Source organism: Marseilla massiliensis, from assembly GCF_023336985.1.
GTDB classification, from domain to species: domain Bacteria; phylum Bacteroidota; class Bacteroidia; order Bacteroidales; family Bacteroidaceae; genus Prevotella; species Prevotella intestinigallinarum.
Map to the genome: position 1 here is coordinate 1 of NZ_JAMBLP010000027.1, position 19,582 is coordinate 19,582.

The 19,582-nt window shown below is 60.6% G+C and carries 14 protein-coding genes and 1 tRNA gene; 5 read left to right on the forward strand and 10 right to left on the reverse strand.

The genetic code is table 11. The features are described from left to right. The first annotated feature begins 205 nt into the window (after positions 1–205). Both M3089_RS13645 and M3089_RS13650 read left to right on the forward strand, forming a co-directional pair. Positions 206–1,024, forward strand: coding sequence for a metallophosphoesterase family protein (locus M3089_RS13645; RefSeq protein ID WP_249084678.1), 819 nt, complete (start codon positions 206–208; stop codon positions 1,022–1,024). Further along, positions 1,005–1,745, forward strand: a complete 741-nt coding sequence (locus M3089_RS13650; protein WP_249084679.1) for a hypothetical protein — start codon at positions 1,005–1,007, stop codon at positions 1,743–1,745. The genes M3089_RS13645 and M3089_RS13650 overlap by 20 nt, the downstream gene beginning before the upstream one ends. Positions 1,746–1,780: 35 nt before the next feature. Here the strand turns inward: M3089_RS13650 and M3089_RS13655 are convergent, their stop codons facing one another. From M3089_RS13655 to M3089_RS13675, 5 genes are all read right to left on the reverse strand, one after another. Beyond that, positions 1,781–2,695 carry an alpha-L-rhamnosidase N-terminal domain-containing protein gene (locus tag M3089_RS13655; protein ID WP_249084681.1) on the reverse strand — a complete coding sequence of 305 codons (915 nt, stop codon included), beginning with the start codon at positions 2,693–2,695 and terminating at the stop codon, positions 1,781–1,783. Continuing rightward, the gene (locus tag M3089_RS13660; protein ID WP_394802292.1) at positions 2,692–5,043 is read right to left on the reverse strand and encodes a glycoside hydrolase family 95 protein; all 2,352 of its coding nucleotides are present in this window, start codon (positions 5,041–5,043) and stop codon (positions 2,692–2,694) included. The genes M3089_RS13655 and M3089_RS13660 overlap by 4 nt, the downstream gene beginning before the upstream one ends. Before the next feature lie 158 nt (positions 5,044–5,201). Continuing rightward, the gene (gyrB, locus tag M3089_RS13665; protein WP_205111626.1) at positions 5,202–7,178 is read right to left on the reverse strand and encodes a DNA topoisomerase (ATP-hydrolyzing) subunit B; all 1,977 of its coding nucleotides are present in this window, start codon (positions 7,176–7,178) and stop codon (positions 5,202–5,204) included. A gap of 197 nt (positions 7,179–7,375) precedes the next feature. Beyond that, a complete protein-coding gene (gene rpsT, locus M3089_RS13670) occupies positions 7,376–7,627 on the reverse strand; it encodes a 30S ribosomal protein S20 (protein WP_205111628.1) in 252 nt (83 codons plus the stop codon). Positions 7,628–7,662: 35 nt separating this feature from the next. Next, positions 7,663–7,734 (reverse strand) — tRNA-Glu (locus M3089_RS13675). A 486-nt stretch (positions 7,735–8,220) separates the two neighbouring features. On the opposite strand from M3089_RS13675, the gene recO reads away from it, so the two are divergent. Both recO and M3089_RS13685 read left to right on the forward strand, forming a co-directional pair. Further along, positions 8,221–8,946, forward strand: coding sequence for a DNA repair protein RecO (gene recO, locus M3089_RS13680; protein ID WP_249084683.1), 726 nt, complete (start codon positions 8,221–8,223; stop codon positions 8,944–8,946). Positions 8,947–9,093: 147 nt separating this feature from the next. After that, a complete protein-coding gene (locus M3089_RS13685; RefSeq protein WP_249084685.1) occupies positions 9,094–10,560 on the forward strand; it encodes a calcineurin-like phosphoesterase C-terminal domain-containing protein in 1,467 nt (488 codons plus the stop codon). Positions 10,561–10,759: 199 nt separating this feature from the next. Here the strand turns inward: M3089_RS13685 and M3089_RS13690 are convergent, their stop codons facing one another. The 4 genes from M3089_RS13690 to dut form a co-directional block, all read right to left on the reverse strand. Continuing rightward, complete coding sequence (locus tag M3089_RS13690; protein WP_205111634.1) at positions 10,760–12,310, reverse strand: peptidoglycan DD-metalloendopeptidase family protein; 1,551 nt, start codon at positions 12,308–12,310, stop codon at positions 10,760–10,762. A 325-nt stretch (positions 12,311–12,635) separates the two neighbouring features. Next, on the reverse strand, positions 12,636–13,487 hold the full coding sequence (locus M3089_RS13695; RefSeq protein WP_249084687.1) for a DUF4292 domain-containing protein: 852 nt from the start codon (positions 13,485–13,487) through the stop codon (positions 12,636–12,638). Next, a complete protein-coding gene (locus M3089_RS13700; protein ID WP_249084689.1) occupies positions 13,484–15,205 on the reverse strand; it encodes a tetratricopeptide repeat protein in 1,722 nt (573 codons plus the stop codon). The genes M3089_RS13695 and M3089_RS13700 overlap by 4 nt, the downstream gene beginning before the upstream one ends. A 27-nt stretch (positions 15,206–15,232) precedes the next feature. After that, positions 15,233–15,670 (reverse strand): dUTP diphosphatase, encoded by a 438-nt coding sequence (gene dut, locus M3089_RS13705; protein ID WP_205111638.1) that lies wholly within the window; start codon positions 15,668–15,670, stop codon positions 15,233–15,235. A 267-nt stretch (positions 15,671–15,937) separates the two neighbouring features. Between dut and dgt the strand changes: the two genes are divergently transcribed. After that, positions 15,938–17,275, forward strand: a complete 1,338-nt coding sequence (gene dgt, locus M3089_RS13710) for a dGTP triphosphohydrolase (protein WP_249084691.1) — start codon at positions 15,938–15,940, stop codon at positions 17,273–17,275. A gap of 804 nt (positions 17,276–18,079) precedes the next feature. Here dgt and M3089_RS13715 read toward each other — a convergent pair. Then, positions 18,080–18,859, reverse strand: a complete 780-nt coding sequence (locus M3089_RS13715) for an SGNH/GDSL hydrolase family protein (RefSeq protein ID WP_205111682.1) — start codon at positions 18,857–18,859, stop codon at positions 18,080–18,082. Positions 18,860–19,582: the final 723 nt, after the last annotated feature.

Genomic DNA, 19,582 nt, shown 5'->3' on the forward strand with positions numbered 1-19,582 from the left:
TCTCGTGGGCTCGGAGATGTTTATAAGTGACTGTGGGGGCAGGGTGGCGTGCCCACGGATTGCCGTCTGAGACTTATTTCAATGGCAAATATACGAATAATTTTCCATATTGGGTGTTTAAAACGACATTTCGGACACAAAAAGCCTGTTGCTGACCTCCGTTTTAGGTCTCTTTGTGCGTAACTTTGCACAATACTTTGCGACTATGATACTAAAGCATGAATTTGCCATGGCGGCAGCCGTTGCCCTTGCCTTTGTTACGGGGGGCTGTGACGGCGTTTTCGACTACCATCCTTACGACGTGCGGTTCGGCGGCCAGACGGGCATCAACGCCACGGCCATCGGGCGCATCGGTGCCCTTTGCGGCGGTAAAGACACGCTGCGGGTGGCTTTTGTCTCCGACAGCCACGGTTGGTATACTGAGACCGGCGACATGGTTGACGACATCAACCGCCGGGGCCGGGCCGACTTCGTGGTTCACCTGGGCGATCTGACCGACTGCGGCACCACCAAGGAGTTTGTATGGCAGCGCGACGTGCTTGCCGGCCTCGGCGTGCCGTATGTGGCGCTACTGGGCAACCACGACTGCCTGGGCACCGGCGAGGAGACCTACAGCCGCATGTATGGCGAGGGAAACTTCAGCTTCATAGTGGCCCGAATCAAGTTTGTGTGCCTCAATACCAACGCCACCGAGTACGACTATGTGGCTGCCAACCCCGACTTCAACTACATGGAGGGGCAGTGGACGGCCGACTCGGCGCTGTTCGACCGCACGGTGGTGTGCATGCACGCCGCCCCGTACAGCGACCAGTTCAACAACAACGTGGCCAAGCCCTTTGAATATTACGTCAGCAAGTTTCCCGGAATAATGTGCTGTGTCTACGGCCACGACCACCGTCTTTCGGCCGGCGACATCTTCGGCGACGGGCTGATGTACTATGGGGTTGACTGCGCCGCCAACCGTTCCTACCTTTTGTTTACCTTCACTCCCGACGGATATGAATATGAGGTCGTTAGCTTTTAGCCTGCTCATGGGCGCTGCCACGGCAGCGGGCGCTGCAGGCTGGGATGCCGACACGTGCGCTGTGTGCGGCGCCGGGGCGGCCGCCGGCCGCGAGGGGGCGCATGCTGTGGTTGGGGATGCCGCTGCAGACACCTCTGCCCGAGGCTCGCTGCTCACGCGCTACGACCGCAGGGTGCACCGCTACCGCCTGCAGTGGCAGAGCCTCATACCCACGCAGACCGTGGTTCAGTTTGCCGGCAACATGGGACTGCTCTCGTTTGGCGTCGGGTGGGAGTACGGCCGCCACAAGCAATGGGAGACCCACATGCTCTTCGGCTTCCTGCCGCGCTACGGGAGCGACCGTGCGAAGGTGACAATGACCCTGAAGGAAAATTTCATACCGTGGAGCATATACCTCAATCGGGGCTGGGCCGTCGAGCCGCTGTCGGTGGGCCTGTACTTCAACACGGTGTTCGGGCCGGAGTTCTGGCGCAGCCAGCCGGCGCGTTATCCCGACAGCTATTATCCGTTCCTGTCGACAAAGGTGCGTGTCAACGTGTTTGCCGGGCAACGGGTCGAACTGGTGCTGCCCAGCAACAGGCGCAAGTTTGTGAAGAGCATAACGGCTTTCTATGAGCTGAGCACGTGCGACCTCTACCTGCGTGCGCTCGTGCAGGACGGCAGCGTGAGCCTGTGCGACATCTTCGGGCTGTCGCTCGGCCTCAAGTTCCAGCTGTTCTGAGCCCGGGGCACCGGGCCCGCCGGTGGGCCGTATGTTCAGTAGAGGTAGCTCGTGTGGGTGTATTCTTCTATGTCGATGGCTTCTATGTCGGTCACGTTCTCGCGCGAAAAACCTTCCGGCCCGCTTACCACGGCCATCGACGAGGCCGACGTGGTAAAGCGGCGGCAGGCCTGCTCGTCGCTCCTTCCGGAGCATACGTAGGTCAGTCCGTTCACCGTCAGCGTGTCGCCCCGGCCCATGCCCCTGAGCGTTACGCGCACCCAGCCGTCGAAGCGGCGTGCAAAGTGGTAGACGACGGTGCTGCCAAGGTCGTCGAGATAGGTGTAGCGGCTTATCCGCCTGATGCGCATCGCCTTGTGTATCGGCGGCACCAGGGCTATGGGCGAGGGCGCCAGCCCTTCCTGTTCCTCGGCCGGCACCCACCCTACGGTGGGCCCCCCGTCGGTGTTCCAGTCGTCGATGTAGTGGCGGTCGTCTATGGTCTCGTCGCCGTCGGGCGTGGTCGTGGCGTTGGCGGGGCGGCACATCCATTGCCCGTCGGTGCTCAGGGCCACCCTGTCGCTGTCGCAGCTGCCCCCGCTCAGGGTCATGGCGAGCTGCTTGCGGCTCCGCCCGGCGGGCGAGTACCACACGGCCACCACGTTGGTGTCGGCCTTGAGGAAGCGCCCCACCTCGAATGTCATCACCCTTATCGTGTCGCATTGCGGTGCGGCGCCGGGCGCAATCACGTCGGTGGTGGCGTTGTAGCCGTTGACATACAGCTCAAACCTGCCGGCGCTGGCTATTGTGAGCCTTGCCGACGGCGGCCGCCCGGCTATGGTGAACGTGCGGCGGAACCACACCTGGTCGGCCTCGCCGGCTGTGGGGCAGGCTATCCAGCGCAGCCCCCAGTCTTGCGCCGTGGCGCCGATGGCGCACGCAGCCATGATGTATAGTGCCAGGCGTCTCACTCCAATACTATTGATTCGCCGGCGCCAAGGCTTACGTCGTGGCTCTGTCCGTTGAAGGCCACGGTGGCGTGGCCGCCTTTCTCCGACTTGATGGTGGCCCGGGCCACGCGCCCCCCGGCCCATTCCATGCTTATCTCGAAGCCGCCGCGCGCTCTGATGCCTTCAACCCGGCCCTCGCTCCACGCCGCAGGCAGCGCGGGCAGCAGCTCGATGGACCCGCCGTGGCTTTGCACCAGCAGCTCGCACACGCCAGCCGTGCCCCCGAAGTTGCCGTCGATCTGGAACGGCGGGTGGGCGTCGAACAGGTTGGGGTAGGTGCCTCCGCCCTGCCGTGAGCCGGCCCCGGGCCTGACATAGTTGAGCAGCTTGCGGTAGGTCTGGTAAGCCTTCTCGCCGTTGCGCAGCCTTGCCCACAGGTTGATGCGCCACCCTGTGCTCCAGCCTGTGGTCTTGTCGCCCTTCAGCTCGAGCGTCTTGGCGCAGGCTTGCAGCAGGGCCGGGTCGGTGATGTGGCCCCCGGGAAACAGTCCTATGAGGTGCGACTGGTGGCGGTGGTGCGGGTCGTAGTCGCTCCAGTCGTAGTACCACTCCTGCAGGTTGCCCCTCTTGCCAATGGCATACGGGTGCAGCCGTACCACGGCAGCGTCGAGCGAGTCGGCAAAGGCGGCGTCGGTGCCGATGGTGCGCGCCGCCTCGGCGGTGTTGGCCAGCAGCTCCCGTATGATGGCGAGGTCGGCCGTGCCCCCGTAGCAGGTCATTCCGTGGTATCCTTTGTCGGTTACGTACTCGTTCTCGGGCGATGTGCTGGGGGCCGTTATCAACTCTCCCGGCTTCAGCGGGTTGTCTGTCAGCCACCCGAGGCAGAACTCCGCCGCCCCCTTCATGAGCGGGTAGGCCGTCTGGCAGAGGTAGGTGGTGTCGCGCCCGAAGCGGAAATGCTCGTAGAGGGCGTTCACCAGCCATGCCCCTCCCATGTTCCAGTTGGCCCATTCGGGCTTCTCGCGCTTTTCGCCCACGGGGTTTGTCATGGCCCAGATGTCGCTGTTGTGGCTCGAGCACCATCCCCGTTCCACCCCGTAGTAGTTGCGTGCGGTGTGCCGTCCGTTGGCGGCCAGCGCCGATATGAACCCTTCGAGCGGCATGGCCATCTCTGGCAGGTTGGCCACCTCGGCCGGCCAGTAGTTTTCTTCGAGGTTTATGTTGACCGTGTAGTTGCCCCGCCACGGCGAGCGCAGCTTGTTGGCCCACAGCCCTTGCAGGTTGGCGGGCACCCCGGGTGTGCGCGAGCAGCTTATCAGCAGGTAGCGCCCGTACTGCGCGTACAGTGTTTCGAGGTATGGGTTGCTTTCGTTTTTGGCCGTGTAGTCCTTCAGTTGCTGTTCCGTGGTGCGGCTGTCGTCGGCTGTGGCGCCTGCCAGCGAGAGCCTGAACCTACCGAACAGCGAGCTGAAGTCGGCCACATGGCGTCTCTTCATCTCGTCGTAGGTCAGGTTGACGGTGTGCCATGCGTCGTCGGCAGCGTTCTCAAGGTAGGGCGCCCCTTGGCTGACGGGGTGCTTGTCGAAGCCGTTGAAGCTCGTGGCGTTTACTATGTAGACCGTGGCCTCGGTGGCCCCGCTTATCGTTATGGTCGAGTCGGTGGCGTGGGTGGTGCCCTCTTTTGCCGTTGCGCGGAGTATGGTGCAGAAGTGTATCGAGTTGTTCGGGTCGCCGAGGGCGTGGCCTGTCATGGTGAGCTGGCCGCCGCCGAACGCCTTGACGGTGTGTGGCACGAGCGACGAGAGCGAGACCGAGCAGTTGATGGCCCCCGGTTTCGATGCCCTCAGGCGCACGGCGATGAGCCTGTCGGGGTGCGATGCGAAGTATTCGCGGCTGAATGTGGTTGCGTTGCGTGTGTAGCTGTCCTTGCACAGGGCGCTGTCGAGGCACAGCTCCCTCCTGTATTCCGTTGCCGGGCCGCTGTTGTTGTCGGTTATGGTCAGCGTCCCCAGCGGCTGGTAGTACTCCGAGTTGTGCCCCTGTACGTTGAGTTGCAGCGAGTCGGCCGCCCTGTAGTCTTCGTTGAAGAGCGCCTTGCGTATCTCGGGAATCCACCGCGAGGCCCCGGCGTCTTCGTTGCGGTCGACGGGTTTGCCTGTCCACAGGGTGATGTCGTTAAGGAATATGGTGTTGCTGTCGGTGCCGCCGTATATCAGCGCCCCCATCTTGCCGTTGCCAATGGGCAGGGCCTCTTCGAAGTGGCGTGCCGGGGTGTCATACCAAAGCAGCAGTGGCGGTTGCTGTGCGGTGGCCTGCGTTGCGGCCAGGGCTGCCATTGCGGCAGCCGTTATCAGGTTTTTGGTTGTCATTTCAGTAGGTTGATGTTGTCAGGCTATTGTCGTGCGGCCGTGCCCTTGGCGTTGCGGGGCGTTGCCGTGTTCAAGCGGCGAGCCGGCGAAGCAGTCATTGCGTGGTTGCGTCATGGCTGGTTCTCCGGCTCGTCTGTATTGGTCAGTGTGTGGTGTGCCTATGCGTCGATGTTGGCATAGGTGGCGTTTTTCTCTATGAACTCGCGTCGCGGCTCAACGTCGTCGCCCATAAGCATCGAGAAGATGTCGTCGGCTTCGGCGGCGTTTTCTATCGTCACCTGCTTCAGTAGCCTCGTGGCGGGGTTCATGGTTGTCTCCCACAGCTGCTCGGGGTTCATCTCGCCGAGACCCTTGTAGCGCTGTGTGTGTATGTTCTTCCCGTCGTCTACGCCTCCTCCCCACTTGTCGATGAAGGCCTGGCGCTGCTGTTCGGTGTAGCAGTATTCCCTGGCCTGGTTCTTGTAGGTGCACAGGTAGAGTGGCGGTGTTGCTATGTATAGGTGTCCTTCCTGTATCACTTTCGGCATGAAGCGGTAGAAGAGCGTCATGATGAGGGTGTCGATGTGTGAGCCATCGACGTCGGCGTCGGTCATGATTATTATCTTGTCGTAGCGCAGCTTGTCGATGTTGGCCTCCTTGTCGTCTTCGCCGTCTACCCCGAAGCGCACGCCAATGCTTTGTATTATGTTCATCACCGACTCGCTCTCGAACACCTTGTGCCACATCACCTTCTCTACGTTGAGAATCTTTCCGCGCAGCGGCAGTATGGCCTGGGTGTAGCGGTCGCGCCCCTGCTTGGCCGAACCGCCGGCCGAGTCGCCCTCGACGAGGAATATCTCGCAGTCTTTGGGGTCTTTGTTTGAGCAGTCGGCCAGCTTGCCGGGCAGCCCGCCGCCCGTCATGGGGTTCTTGCGCTGCACGCTCTCGCGGGCTTTGCGTGCGGCAATGCGCGCCGTTGCGGCCAGTATCACCTTGTCGCAGATGAGCTTGGCCTCCTTCGGGTGCTCCTCGAGGTAGTAGTTGAGCGCCTCGCCCACGGCCTGCTGCACGGCCCCGGTCACCTCGGTGTTGCCGAGCTTGGTCTTGGTCTGGCCCTCAAACTGCGGCTCGGCCACTTTTATTGATATCACGGCCGTAAGCCCCTCGCGGAAGTCCTCGCCGGCAATCTCTATCTTGGCCTTCTCTATTTGCTTGGCTATGGTAGGCTCGTTGTCGGCGTATGCCTTGAGCGTGCGGGTGAGGGCGATGCGGAACCCGGTCAGGTGGGTGCCGCCTTCTATGGTGTTGATGTTGTTGACGTAAGAGTGTATGTTCTCGTTGTAGTCGGTGTTGTACATCACGGCCACCTCGATGGGTATGCCCTGCTTCTCGGTCTTGAGGTAAATCACGTCGTCGAAGAGGTGGGTGCGGTGCCTGTCGATGTACCTCACAAACTCCTTCAGCCCGTCCTTGGCGTGGAAGACCTCCTGCCGTGTCTTGCCTTCCTCGTCGGGGCGCAGGTCGGTCAGGGTGATGGTTATGCCGGCGTTGAGGTATGCCAGCTCGCGCATGCGCTTGGCAATGATGTCGTATTTGAATTCGGTGGTGGCGGTGAAGATGGCAGGGTCGGGCCAGAACTGCTGGCGCGTGCCTCTCTGCTCGGTCTCGCCCACTATCTTGACAGGGTAGAGGGGCTTGCCCTTCTCATACTCCTGCTGGTATATCTTGCCGTCGCGGAACACCTGCGAGAGCATCTTCACCGACAGGGCGTTGACGCAGCTCACGCCCACTCCGTGCAGTCCGCCGCTCACTTTGTATGAGCCTTTGTCGAACTTGCCGCCGGCGTGGAGCACGGTCATCACCACCTCCAGGGCCGACTTGTGCAGCTTCTTGTGCTCGTCGACGGGGATGCCTCGGCCGTTGTCCTGCACGGTGACGGAGTTGTCTTCGTTTATCGTCACTTCGATGTGCGTGCAGTAGCCGGCCATGGCCTCGTCGATGGAGTTGTCCACCGTCTCGTTGACAAGGTGGTGGAGGCCTTTCTCGCCCGTGTCGCCGATGTACATGGCCGGGCGCTTGCGCACGGCTTCCAGTCCCTCGAGCACTTGGATGTTACTCGCGGAATAATTGCTTTCCTTGGTTATGTCTTCTGCCATAAGTAGATTTCGCTGTTATCAGCCGCAAAGATACTAAAAAAATGCGAGTTGCAGAAATATTTCAGCCCAAAAAGCAGGCTGCGGCGCGGGGCGTGCAAACTCTCCGCCGGGCCGCGCCATGGGCCCCGTCAACATAAACGGCCGCAACCCATCGCTGGGCTGCGGCCTTGACTATTGTGTGTGTGCCACTTGTTTTCTTATAGCCTGTTCATGTGCAGGGCCAAGCTCGACTTCAGGTTGGCTGCCTTGTTCTTGTGTATGATGTGAACCTTGGCCAACTTGTCCAGCATCTTCTGCATGGTCGGATAGAGCTTTATTGCCTCGTCCTTGTCTGTCAGGGCGCGGAACTTGCGCACTGCATTGCGCATTGTCTTTGCATAATATTTGTTGTGCAGAGCCCGCTTCTTGTTCTGGCGGATTCTCTTCAATGCTGATTTGTGATTTGCCATCTTTTAATTTACTTCGCTAAACTGTTTTTATTTTGTAGTCCCTAGGAGAGTCGAACTCCTCTTTAGAGAATGAAAATCTCTCGTCCTAACCGATAGACGAAGGGACCTTGATGTTGGATTTGCGGGTGCAAAGGTACTGCTTTTGTTTTAATCTGCAAAATATTTTAGTCGAAAAATTGAATCGCGGCCTCATTTTTGACTAAAAGTCAGGTGCTTATGGCTGTTTTGGGGCTGCCGGGCCGGTCTGTGCCCCGCTGCAGGCCGTTGCGTGGCGGCGCCTGTCGCGGGTGCTTCCGGCGGCACTCCCTTGCGGCCGTTTTGCCCCTCACTTCCGGCCGGGGCCTGGCCTTGGGGCGCCCTCGGTGGCGTAGGCCTTGCGGGGTGGGGGCGGGGCGGCTGCGCCAAATGGGCCGTACGGCCTTGCGATACGGGCCGTTCGGCGGGCTCAAACGGGCCGTTCCGCAATGCAATACGGCCTCTTTGCCAAACTGCCGGCCGCGGGGCCGTTTTGGGCTGCCGCTTCGGCGGCCTGCAGCTTTTTTCTTTGGCGCCGCACAGCCTTTCCGCCTTTATTTTGTAACTTTGCGCCTGCTATGATTGTAAATACCGATGCAATAGTGCTGCGTGCGGTGAAGTATGGCGACAGCAAGCTCGTGGTCGACATGTTTACGCGCCAGTGTGGCAGGCTGTCGTTCATCGTCAGCGTGCCCCGCTCGGGCCGCGGGCGAATCAAGAAGCAGTATTTCCAGCCGCTCACGCAGTTGTCTGTGGCCTGCGACGTGAGGCCCCGCCTGCAGCTGCAGCGGCTGGGCGACGCATCGATGGCCTATGCCTACGCCACGCTCACGGCCGACAGCGGCAAGCTGGCCGTGGCCATGTTCGTGGCCGAGTTCCTGTGCCACGCCTTGCGCGACGAGCAGCAGGGAGGCCCGCTCTTCGACTATCTGGCCGACAGCCTGCAGTGGCTCGACAGCGCCACCGGCGGATATGCCAACTTCCACCTCGTGTTCTTGATGAGGCTCACGCGTTTCCTGGGCTTCTACCCCAACCTTGAGGGCTATGCCCCGGGCCGCTGCTTCGACCTGCGCTCGGGCTGCTTCTGCGACAGCGCCCCCGTTCACTCCGACTACCTGGCGCCGGGCGAGGCTGCGCTGGTGGGGCTGATGATGCGCATGGACTATGCCACGATGCACCTATTCCGACTGTCGCGCGGCGAGCGCAACCGCATGGTCGACGTCATTGTGGGCTACTACCGCATACACATGGCCTCGTTTCCCGAGCTGCGCTCGCTCGCGGTGCTGCGCTCCCTGTTCGGCTGACGGGGCCGCCCCGCGGGCTGTAACCCCGTTGCAACGCTCTCTTAAAGCAAACATTAACCCCTTGCAACGCCTGCGTAAAGGCGTTGTGCTACCTTTGCCGTGACCTAAGGCCGGTGGTGGCCCTTGGGCGTTGTGATGATGAAAGGGATGAATATGAAGGCAAGGGGATTGTTGTTGCTGCTTGCATGCCTGGCCCTGATGGGCGGAGGCATGCCGCGGCAGAGTGTTTTCAGGTTGTCGGGGATGGTGGTCGACACCGATGGGCGCGGCATCGGCGGCGTAGTGGTAAACGACGGGGTGGGGTTTGCGCTCACCGGCGCCGACGGGCGATGGGCCCTGGTCACCGATACGTTCAGGAGTAAGTTTGTGAGTATCTCGACGCCGGCAGGCTTCAGGCTCCCGCAGGATAGCGGCCTGGCTGCCGGCTTTTTCGTGCCCGTGGGCCGGGCGGTGGCCGGCGGCGGCTGGCGTTTCGTGCTCGAGCGCCGCCCGGTGGCGGCCGACAGCTTTTATTATGTGGCCGTATCCGACCCGCAGGTGCGCAATGCCTCCGACATGGCCCGTTGGCGCGGCGAGGCCGTGGCCAGCCTGAGGCGCACGGTGGCCGCGCTCAGCCGTAGCCGCGAGGTGGTGGGCGTGGCCCTCGGCGACCTGGTGTTCGACGACATGGGGCTGTTCGACGACTATGCGGGGTCGGTCGCGGGCATGTCCATGACCATGTTCCAGTGCATAGGCAACCACGACTTCGACCGCCGGCTGCCGGCTCTCCGCCATGCGCCCGAGGGGGCGCCGGCCTATGCCGAGATGGCCTACCACCGCCGCTTTGGCCCCACCGACTATTCGTTTAACATCGGCCGGGTGCACATCGTCACCATGTGCAACATCGATTACCGTGGCGGGGGGCGCTACGCCGAGCTGCTGTCTGACAGCCAGTTGAGCTGGCTTGAGCGCGACCTGAGCTATGTGCCGCGCGGTTCGCTCGTCATTCTCAACATGCACGCGCCCGGGTGGAACCGCGAGGGCGCCGCGGCCAACATCGACAATGCGCTGCGGCTGGAGCGTGCGCTCAGCGGATACAGGGTGCATGTGTTCTGCGGCCACACCCATTTCTTCCAGAATGTGGAGGTCGGCGACAGCCTTTACCAGCACAACATCGGCGCGGCGTCGGGGGCGTGGTGGTCGGGCGACGTCAACAGGTGCGGCGCGCCAAACGGATATATGGTGGCCGCCGTCGACGGCGACAGCATTTCGTGGCGCTATGTGGCCTCCGACAGGTCGGCAGACAGCCGCATGAGGGTGTGGGCCCCTGGCACCTTTGCCGGCCACGAAGGCTTTGTGGTGGCCAATGTGTGGGATTACGACTCGCGCTGCCGCGTGGAGTGGATGCAGGGCGGCAGGCCCATGGGCGGCATGGAGCGCTTTGTGGGCGTTGACCGCGGGCCGTCGCCGCGTGGGGCGGGGGCCGCTGCCGTGCCCACGTCTCACCTGTTCCGCTGCCGCCCGAGGCCCGGTGGCGGCCGGGTGACGGTGGTAGTGACCGACCGTTTCGGGGGCAGGAGCTATGGCGAGGTGCTTGCCGACGGCACCGTGCGCCTGTGGTCTGGCCGCGGCTGAGGCCTGAGTGGCGGGTCGGTGATTGAAAAATGGCGCGGGCCAGGGCTTTGTGCCCTGGCCCGCGCCATCGTTTTGTGGTGAAGAGTGTGTCTTGTAGTGCCCTCGGCGGCCGTTTGCGCCCCAAGCCTTTGCATGCTGTCGCAGCGGGTGATGGTTTCTGCCGTTGCCGTTGCCGGGGCGGGCTGCGCCTTGGTGTGGGTCACCTGCCGAGCCACGACTCGGGGTTGAGCTTGGCCGTCTCGCGCCTCAGCTGGAATTGCAGTATGTTGTCGGAGGCCACGGTGCCCAGGGCCTGGCGTGCGCTCACGCGCTGACCGCGGTGTACGCTTACCGACGACAGGTTGCAGTATACCGATATGTAGCTGCCGTGGCGAACCATCACGCCCGTCGTTCCGCCCAGGCTGAACACCGCGCTCACCTCGCCGTCGAATATGCTGCGGGCCTGTGCGCCCGGTTGCCCGAGTATGTTGATGCCCTTGTTGTCGAGCCTCACGTTCTTCAGTCCTTCCACGTTGTACTGCCCGAAGTGGCTCACTATGCGGTAGGGCCCGGTGATGGGCATGGGCAGCCGGCCTCGGTTGCTCTCAAAGTTGCCGCTGATGCGGCGGTCTTCGTTGTTCAGGCTGAAGGCCGCCTCGTCGGTCTCCTTGGCCTTGGCCAGTTCGCGGGCCCTCTCCTTGGCCTCTTTCTTGGCTGCGCGCTCGGCTTCCTTGCGGTCGCGCTCGGCCTCGCGGGCCGCACGCTCAGCCTCCTTGCGCCTCTCGGCCGATGCCTTGCGGGCCGCCTCCTTCAGCTCTTCCTCGCGCTTCTTGGCCTCGGCTATGCGTTGCGCGTTGGCCCTCGCGGCAGCCTCGGCGGCAGCTTTCTTGCGGGCAAGCTCGGCAGCCCGCTTGCGCGCCTCCTCCTCGGCGGCCTTGCGCTTGGCCTCGGCTATGGCCCTCTGGCGGGCCTTCTCCACCTCGATGGCCACCAGGCGGTCTATCTCGGCGTTGAGGGCGGCGTCTTTCTTTTGCTGTTGGGCTATGATGTTCTGTATGGTCTTCTGCTGTTTCTTGAGCGTGGCCACCACCTGCTCCTGCTCGGTCTGCTTGCTTTCCAGGGCCTCCTGCTCCTTCACTCCCTTGTATAGCAGCCTGTCTTTGTCGTTGCGTGCGGCCTTCAGCTGCGCCTGCTTCTGCTCTATCTGCGCCTGCTTGGTCTTCACGGCCTCGCCCTGAGCACGCTGGAACGTGGCATATTCGCGTGTGAAGCGCAGCCTGCGGTACATCTGAGTCAGGTTCTTGGCGCTGAAGATAAACATCAGTTGGTTCTGTATCGAGCGGTTGCGGTGCATGTACCGCATCGACTTCACAAACTTCTCCTTGCGGTCGTCGAGCTCTGCCTGCAGCGTGTTCAGCTGCTTGCCCATGTTGCTTATGCTTGTGTTCAGCTTGCCTATGTCGCGGCGAATGGTGTCGATGCTCTTGCGCTTGTCGGCAATCTCAGAGTTGATTACCATCAGGTTCTGCAACCGTTGCTTCACGTCGCGCTCGTTGTTGCGCAGCTTCTGTTGCTGCGTTTTTATCTGTTTCTTTATTTGCGCGCGCTGGTTGCGCAGCCCGGATATCGATGTGGTCTGCTTCTTGGCGGCGCTTTTCTTTGTGGTGCGTGTTGTCTGTGCCTTCTTTCCGGCCGTGCCCTTCTTAGTCTGTGCGCCACATGGGGCAATGGCCAGGGCCAGCGTCAACAGCAAAACACTTACATAATTCATAATTTACAGTTCATTATTCATAATCACAGCATCCGGCCTATATCCCACTTGCTTCCTTATCCGAGTCAAACCTCTTGCATCCCAATTCTTCACCTCATTCTGTTTGCGAACCTCAAATCCCGGAGTTCAGGAGTGCCGGAGTACAGGAGTGCAGACGTTTGCATCTGAATGCAGGAGTGCCGGAGTGCGGTATTGCAGACGTTTGCATCTGAATGCGGGAGTGTCGGAGTACGGGAGTGCAGACGTTTGCCTTTTCCGTGCCTTCCTCTTACGCCGCGCAGCCCTTTCTAATCGGTGATTTTTAATTCTTAACACTTGGCCTTTCTCACATCGACCCCAGCTTGCGCAGGATGTCGTCGAGTTTCACCTGCTTGTATCTGTCGGACACACTGGTGCGCGTTTCCCACCCGCTGTCGTGGTCGATGCCGTTGAGCGAGTAGCTTATCTTCAGCGTATGCTTGGGCGTGGTCAGTGTAATGTCGTTCTGCATCGGGAAGCCTTGGGCACCCATGGGCTTGAAGTTGCCGTAGTGCCACGTCAGTTGCGTGTTGCCCCGGGCGGCGTCCTTGTAAGTCACGTTGGCCGTCTTTATCAGCCACTTGTCCTTGTCGGCCATCCATCTGTACGTCAGCGACCCCCTTTCGAGCATCACCGCCACGTCGGTACCGGCCTCATAGGCGTTGAATGCGTCCAGCGCCTTGGTTGTTACGGTCGTGGTGCCGGGTTCAAACAGCTCGTCCCAGAACAGCGACTGCAGCGAGTGGAAGTTCAGGCCGCTCTCTCTGAGGAAGTCGACGTCGCTGTATGCCACCTTGATATATTGCTTGTTGATGCGGTCCATCACAAGCATGTAGTCGGGAGTCAGCTCTATGCGCCCCGCCTCGATGAGGCCCAGGGCCACCAGTTGCAGCCTTATCACCTCGTCGCGCTTCATCTTCAGGTTGCCCGACAGCGACAGGTCCTGTCCCCCTACGCTCAGGTTGAGCTTTATCTTCGACGTGACAAAGCGCGTGTCGGCATGGCTCACGGCAGCCACCTTGCGCAGCATCTCCTGCTTGCCGGTGTCTTCGGCCTTGGTGGTGACAGTGGTCTTCTCGGCCGTTTTCGTCGATCGGCACGACGTGAACGCCAGCAGCAGTGCCGGCAGGGCTATCTTTATGATGTCCAGGAGTTTCATTCTTTGATGTATTTTCGTTGTCTAATCTTCCTTGCGAGCAGCTTGTTGGCGGGGTCTTTAGCGGCCGCCCTGGCCCACAGCTCCACCGCCCCGTCAATGTCGCCGGCCTTGGCGTGTATGTCGCCGGCGTGCTCCAGTATAACGGCGCTGCTGTCCGAGTCGTTCTGCACGGCCTGGTCTATGTAAATCTTCGCCTCGGCATACCTTCCCTGCATGAACAGAATCCAAGCGTAAGTGTCAAGGTACGTGGCGTTCTTCGGCTCGGCTTTCACCGTGCGGTAGCTCATTTTCTCGGCCTTGTCGAGGCTGTCGCCGTTGACGCTCAGGTAGTATGCGTAATTGTTCAGGCACCCGATGTTGTCGTCTTTCCACTGCAGGCACGAGTCGTAGGCGGCGTATGCCTCCGCCGCGCGCCCCTTTTCGTAGAGCAGGTCGCCCATGACGGCGTAGAAGTCCGATACGATGTCGGGGTCGCTATGCTCGCCGATGACGCTTATTCCGTTCTGGAATGCGTTGAGGGCGCTGTCGTTGTCGTCCTTGCGGAAGTGTGCCATGCCCTCGTAATAGTAGAACGCCATCTCGTCGGGATTGTACTGCCTGGCCGCCTTGCACAGCTCTATCACCCTGTCGAGGTCGTCGCGCTGCCATGCGTAGGCCACGAGCTGCAGCCTTGCCGCGGCGTTGTCGGGCGTCTGTGCGAGCACCTTTTCCAGCACGGCCTCAATCTTCTCTTGCGGCATTTTCTTAAGGCTCATGTACGTGGCGTACAGTATGGCGATGTCGGTGCTTGCCTGCGGCTGTGCCATCATTCGGTCGAAGAGCCTCAGAATCTTGGTGCTGTCGCCCCCGCCGTTCTCGCTTTCGGCTATTTCTTGCCTCATGATGTACACCCGTGCGTCGTCGCCGGTGTTTTTGTTCAGCAGCAGCTGCATGGTCATCGAGTCGGCGTCGGCCGCCATGTCCTTCTGCTTGTAGTACGCCCTCATCGACAGTTGCGCCCTGTAGTTGTCGGGTTCAGCCTTGAGTATGCCGGTGTAGATGTCGAAGGCCTCCTTTTCCCGTCCGTTCATGAGCAGCGCGTCGCCATACATCCCGCGGTAGTTGAGGTCGTTGGGGTATTGGTCGGCCAGCTTTTTCATTTCGTTTATCGCGGCCTTCTTGTCGCCGGTGAGCGAGTATATCTCGCTTTTGGCGTAGGTGAGCCTTTCGTTTTTGCCTTCAAGGGTCTCGAGCCTGTCGAGCGTCTTGATGGTGTTGTCGTAGTCGGCCCTATTCTGGTACAGCTGCACGAGCATCTCCAGAATGTCTATCCTGCCCGTTTCCTTCTCTACGATTTTCTCGAGTGTGCCTATTGCCAGCGAGTCGTTGTCGTTGGTTACGTAAGCCTTTGCCAGCGTCTCGAGGTAGGTTGAGTTGTCGGGTTCCAGGTCGGCGGCTTTCTTGAAGCACTCTATGGCCTTGTCGTTTTGCTTCAGGCTCATGTAGTACTGCGCCAGGAAGAAGTAGGCCTCGGGTGCTTCGGGCCTGATGTGCACACAGTGCTTCAGCAGGTCGAAGGCCGCGTCGTTGTTGCCTTTTTGCCTTTGCAGCATGGCATCGATGAAGAACCGGTCGTAGCGTCCGGCGTCGTTGTTGCCTGTCTGCGCTGCGGCCGGGCATGCCACGGCCAGCATTGCGCTTGCGGCCATGGCTGTCAGGGCATGTGTCAGTCTTGTCATAATGGCTGTGGTTTGTTCGTGTGGGGCTCACTTCACGCCTGTGTGGCCGTAGCCTCCCTCCCCCCGTTCGGTGTCGTCGAGTGCGTCGACCACGGCAAACTCCGCCTGTTCGTGCCGTGCTATGACCATCTGTGCTATGCGTTCCCCGTCGTTGAGCGTGAAGTCTTCGGCCGACAGGTTCACCAGCAGCACCTTTATCTCGCCCCTGTAGTCGGCGTCCACCGTGCCGGGCGAGTTGAGCACGGTTATCCCGTTGCGCAGGGCCAGTCCGCTGCGCGGCCTTATCTGTGCCTCAAACCCCTTGGGCAGGGCTATGTGCAGGCCTGTGCCTATCAGGCGGCGCTCCATGGGGCGCAGCGTCACGGGCCCGTCGGTGTTGGCCCTGAGGTCCATGCCGGCGCTTTCTCCGGTGGCGTAGGCGGGCAGCGGGTGGTGCCCTTTGTTTATTACCTTTATTTCTATCATCTGTTGTGGCAGCCTTTTTGCTAAGGCGCAAAATTAGCCAATAATATCCGAAAATGCAATGCTTTTGCTTTTAAAAGTGCTGTTTTAACGGAAAAAAGCACTAATTTTGCATGGAAATGTTTAGATTGTGGAGTGGTGTGCCGGCTGCCCGCTGGCGGCCGCCGTGCCGGTGCCGGTGTGTGCCCCGGGCGTTGCCGCCCGCCTGCCGTTGCGCCGTGCCGCCGCCGGCCGGTTTTGGCCGCGCCTGCTCCCCCAGTGTTTTTCATTATGGATTGGCAACGACTTATCACCAACAAGCGCCTCGGCCAGGAGCATCGCCAAGGCCTGCGCCACGACGACCGCTCTGAGTTCAAGCGCGACTACGACCGCCTTATCTTCTCGGCACCCTTCCGCCGCCTGCAGAACAAGACGCAGGTGTTCCCCCTGCCGGGCAGTGTCTTTGTGCACAACCGCCTCACCCACAGCCTCGAGGTGGCCAGCGTGGGCATGTCGCTCGGCTCCGACGTGGCCCGACAGCTGTGCCGGCGCGACCCCTCGCTGCTCGAGGCAGGCGTCGGCGACATCGGCCAGATTGTGGCGGCGGCTTGCCTTGCCCACGACATGGGCAACCCGCCGTTCGGCCATTCGGGCGAGAAGGCCATACAGACTTTCTTCACCGAAGGGCCTGGCAGTACGCTCCGCGACAGCGTGAGCCCGGAGTTCTGGAGCGACATCACACATTTCGAGGGCAACGCCAACGCCTTCAGGCTGCTCACCCACCGCTTCTGCGGCCGCCGGCCGGGCGGCTTTGTCATGACTTACCCCACGCTGGCATCAATCGTGAAGTATCCGTACTCGTCGATGCTGGCGGGCAAGAAGGGCAAGTTTGGCTTCTTCGCCACCGAGCGCGAGGTGTACGAGCGCATTGCCGATGACCTTGGGCTGCGCAGGCTCTCGGCCCCGGGCGAGCCGTTGCGCTGCGCCCGCCACCCGCTGGTCTACCTGGTTGAGGCCGCCGACGACATCTGTTACGAGATAATGGACATTGAAGACGCACACAAGCTGAGGCTGCTGTCGTACGAGGAGACAGAGCGGCTGCTGCTCGGCTTCTTTGCCGCCGAGGAGCAGGAGCACATTCGACAGCGCATGGTCGAGGAGCAGCTCGACGACCTCAACGAGCGTGTGGTCTACATGAGGGCCAGTGCCATAGGGCGGCTTGAGGGCGAGTGCGTGCGCGCCTTCGTGGACAATGAGGGGAGCATACTTGCCGGCGACTTCGAGGGGAGCCTTGTCGAGGCTGTCTCGCCCGCCGTGCGCTATGCCTACCGCCGTTGCGCCGAGGTGTCGCGCAAGCGCATCTACCGCAGCAAGCCGGTGCTCGACGTCGAACTGTCGGGATATAAGATCATGGCCACGCTCATGGAGCAGATGGTCGACGCCGTGCTCCATCCCGACCGCTATTACTCGCGCCAGCTCATCGGGCGGGTGAGCAGCCAGTACGACATTGCCTCGCCCGACCTCGAGACGCGCCTGATGGCTGTCATCGACTACATCAGTGGCATGACCGACATATATGCCCTCGATGTCTATCAGAAGATGATGGGCATGGCGCTGCCGATAGTTTGAGTGTTCGGAAGGCAGGAGGCTTTTGGAGTTCAGGAGGCTTTTTAGGAGTTCAGGAGAGATTCTTTAGGAGTTCAGGAGGTTTTTGGGGAGTTCAGGAGTTGCAGGAGTACAGGAGTTCAGACAATAGTTTGGGAGACGGAATGCAGGAGACAGGAGTACAGACAATAGTTTGGGAGGCGGAGTACAGGAGTTCAGACAATAGCTTGGGAGACGGAATGCAGGAGGACAGACAATAGTTTGGGAGACGGAATGCAGGAGTTCAGGCAATAGTTTGAGAGGCGGAATGCATGAGTTCAGACAATAGTTTGGGAGACGGAATGCAGGAAACAGGAGTACAGACAATAGCTCGGAGCTTTGGCATGTTAATGCATTGTTTGCCCTTTTGTGCTCTTAAGCGTCTCACACTTCTTGGTTAGCATAAAGCTCCCCCGTCTCCCAAGCTATTGTCTGAACTCCTGTACTCCTGCAACTCCTGAACTCCTAAAGAATCTCTCCTGAACTCCTAAAAATCCTCCTGTACTCCTTAAGAATCTCCTGGACTCCCCAAAACCTCCAGCCTTCCGTCTCCCAAGCTATTGTCTGAACTCCTGTACTCCTGCAACTCCTGAACTCCTAAAGAATCTCTCCTGAACTCCTAAAAATCCTCCTGTACTCCTTAAGAATCTCTTGTACTCCCCAAAGCCTCCAGCCTTCCGCCTCCCAAGCTATTGTCTGTACTCCTGTCTCCTGCATTCCGTCTCCCAAACTATTGTCTGAACTCCTGTACTCCTGAACTCCTGAACTCCTTAAGAATCTCCTGAAAAATCAAAACACCGGCAGCGCCAGCAGCTGTTGCATCAGCGTCTTGGCCAGTCTCTCGTGTCCGGCGTCGTTGGGGTGCAGCCTGTCGGTGTCCGCCCGGTTGAAGTATTGCGCGTGCTCGTCAATCATGGGGTACAGGCCCGACAGCGCGTTGAGGTCAATCACCGGCACCGCCCAGATGTTGCCGGCCTCCTTCACCGCGTCGACATAGCTCGCAAGATATTCGCCGCACAGGTTGCGGTAGTCTTCGGTGGGTTGCCAGTTCTTGTCGTTCGCATAGAAGCCGGCGCGGTGTATGGGCGTGAGCAGCACAATCTGCTTCGTGGGATACATCTTCTTCACCGTGCTCAGCGCAATGTTGATGCGTCCGCGGTAGGTGCCGTTGTCCATGCACAGGTGCTGCTGCTTGCGGCTCACCAGGTGCTTGGGCTCGTGTATTCCCGCCATCACCTTCTCGTCGGTCTCCGTAAACCACTCGCCTATGGGCACCCCGGCGTTGTAGTCGTTGGTGCCGATGAATATCAGTATTGCGTCCACGCTGTCGCCGTGCTCGGTGTGCAGCTGCCCTGCCTGTCGCGGTATGTCATTCCACTGCCTGCCGCTCACGGCATACACATAGGGCGTTATGCCCAGCCAGTCTTCCAGGAATCCCCAGTACTTCTTTTTCGACGCCTTGTTGCGCGGGTCGGTTATCGAGTCGCCGAAGTAAGCCACGCGCTTGCCCTGCCACGGGTGTGTCATCACCGTCTGTGCCGCCGTGGGCACCATCATCAGTGCGCACATCAGCGCGCACGCCAGTTTCTGTCTTAAGTTGATGCTTGCCATTTGTCTTTACATTATATTAATTGATTGTGTCACTTGTGCAGTCTGTGGTTTTAGGTTTGCCGTCACGCTGTCACGCCCCGGCCCCGGTGCCGCCTGCCGCTGCGCCGCGGGCCGGGGCGTGGTGGATGCCGGGGCGTGGCGTTGCAGCCCGCAATGGCTGTGTTTTCATGGTGCAAAGTTAATAATCATTTTCCAATTACGGCCTCGCGGCGTTGCCTTTTTCCGGCGGGTGCGGCCCGTCGGCGCCACTCGCCGGGCGGCCCTGCGGCAGTAGGCGCCCCCGCTGCCTGTGCGCGCCCGGCCCTCCGGCCGTGGGGCGGGGGCCATTTTGGCTTGCCATACGGGCCGTTTGGCCCGGCCGAAAAGGCCGTTTCAGCTCTCCGTATGGCCCGTTTTGTAATTCGCTGCCTGTCAGGCCCTTGCGCAGCCTGCCCCCGGTCCTTGCCCGTCGCGGGCCGGGCGCCGTGCCGCCCGCGGCCTTTCTCGCATGTTGTTTTAATGAATGCCCGCAAGTTGCCGGGCAGCTATATGCGGCCCGAAAGCGCACGCAAGATGGTGGCAAAGATACAGAGGACACCTGCAAGGTCTGTCGTCTCGGTTAATTTTGAACAGCTACTTACACCTATATTATATATATCGGTGATAATAGTCTGTTGCGTCCGGCCGTCAAAGCCATCCGCG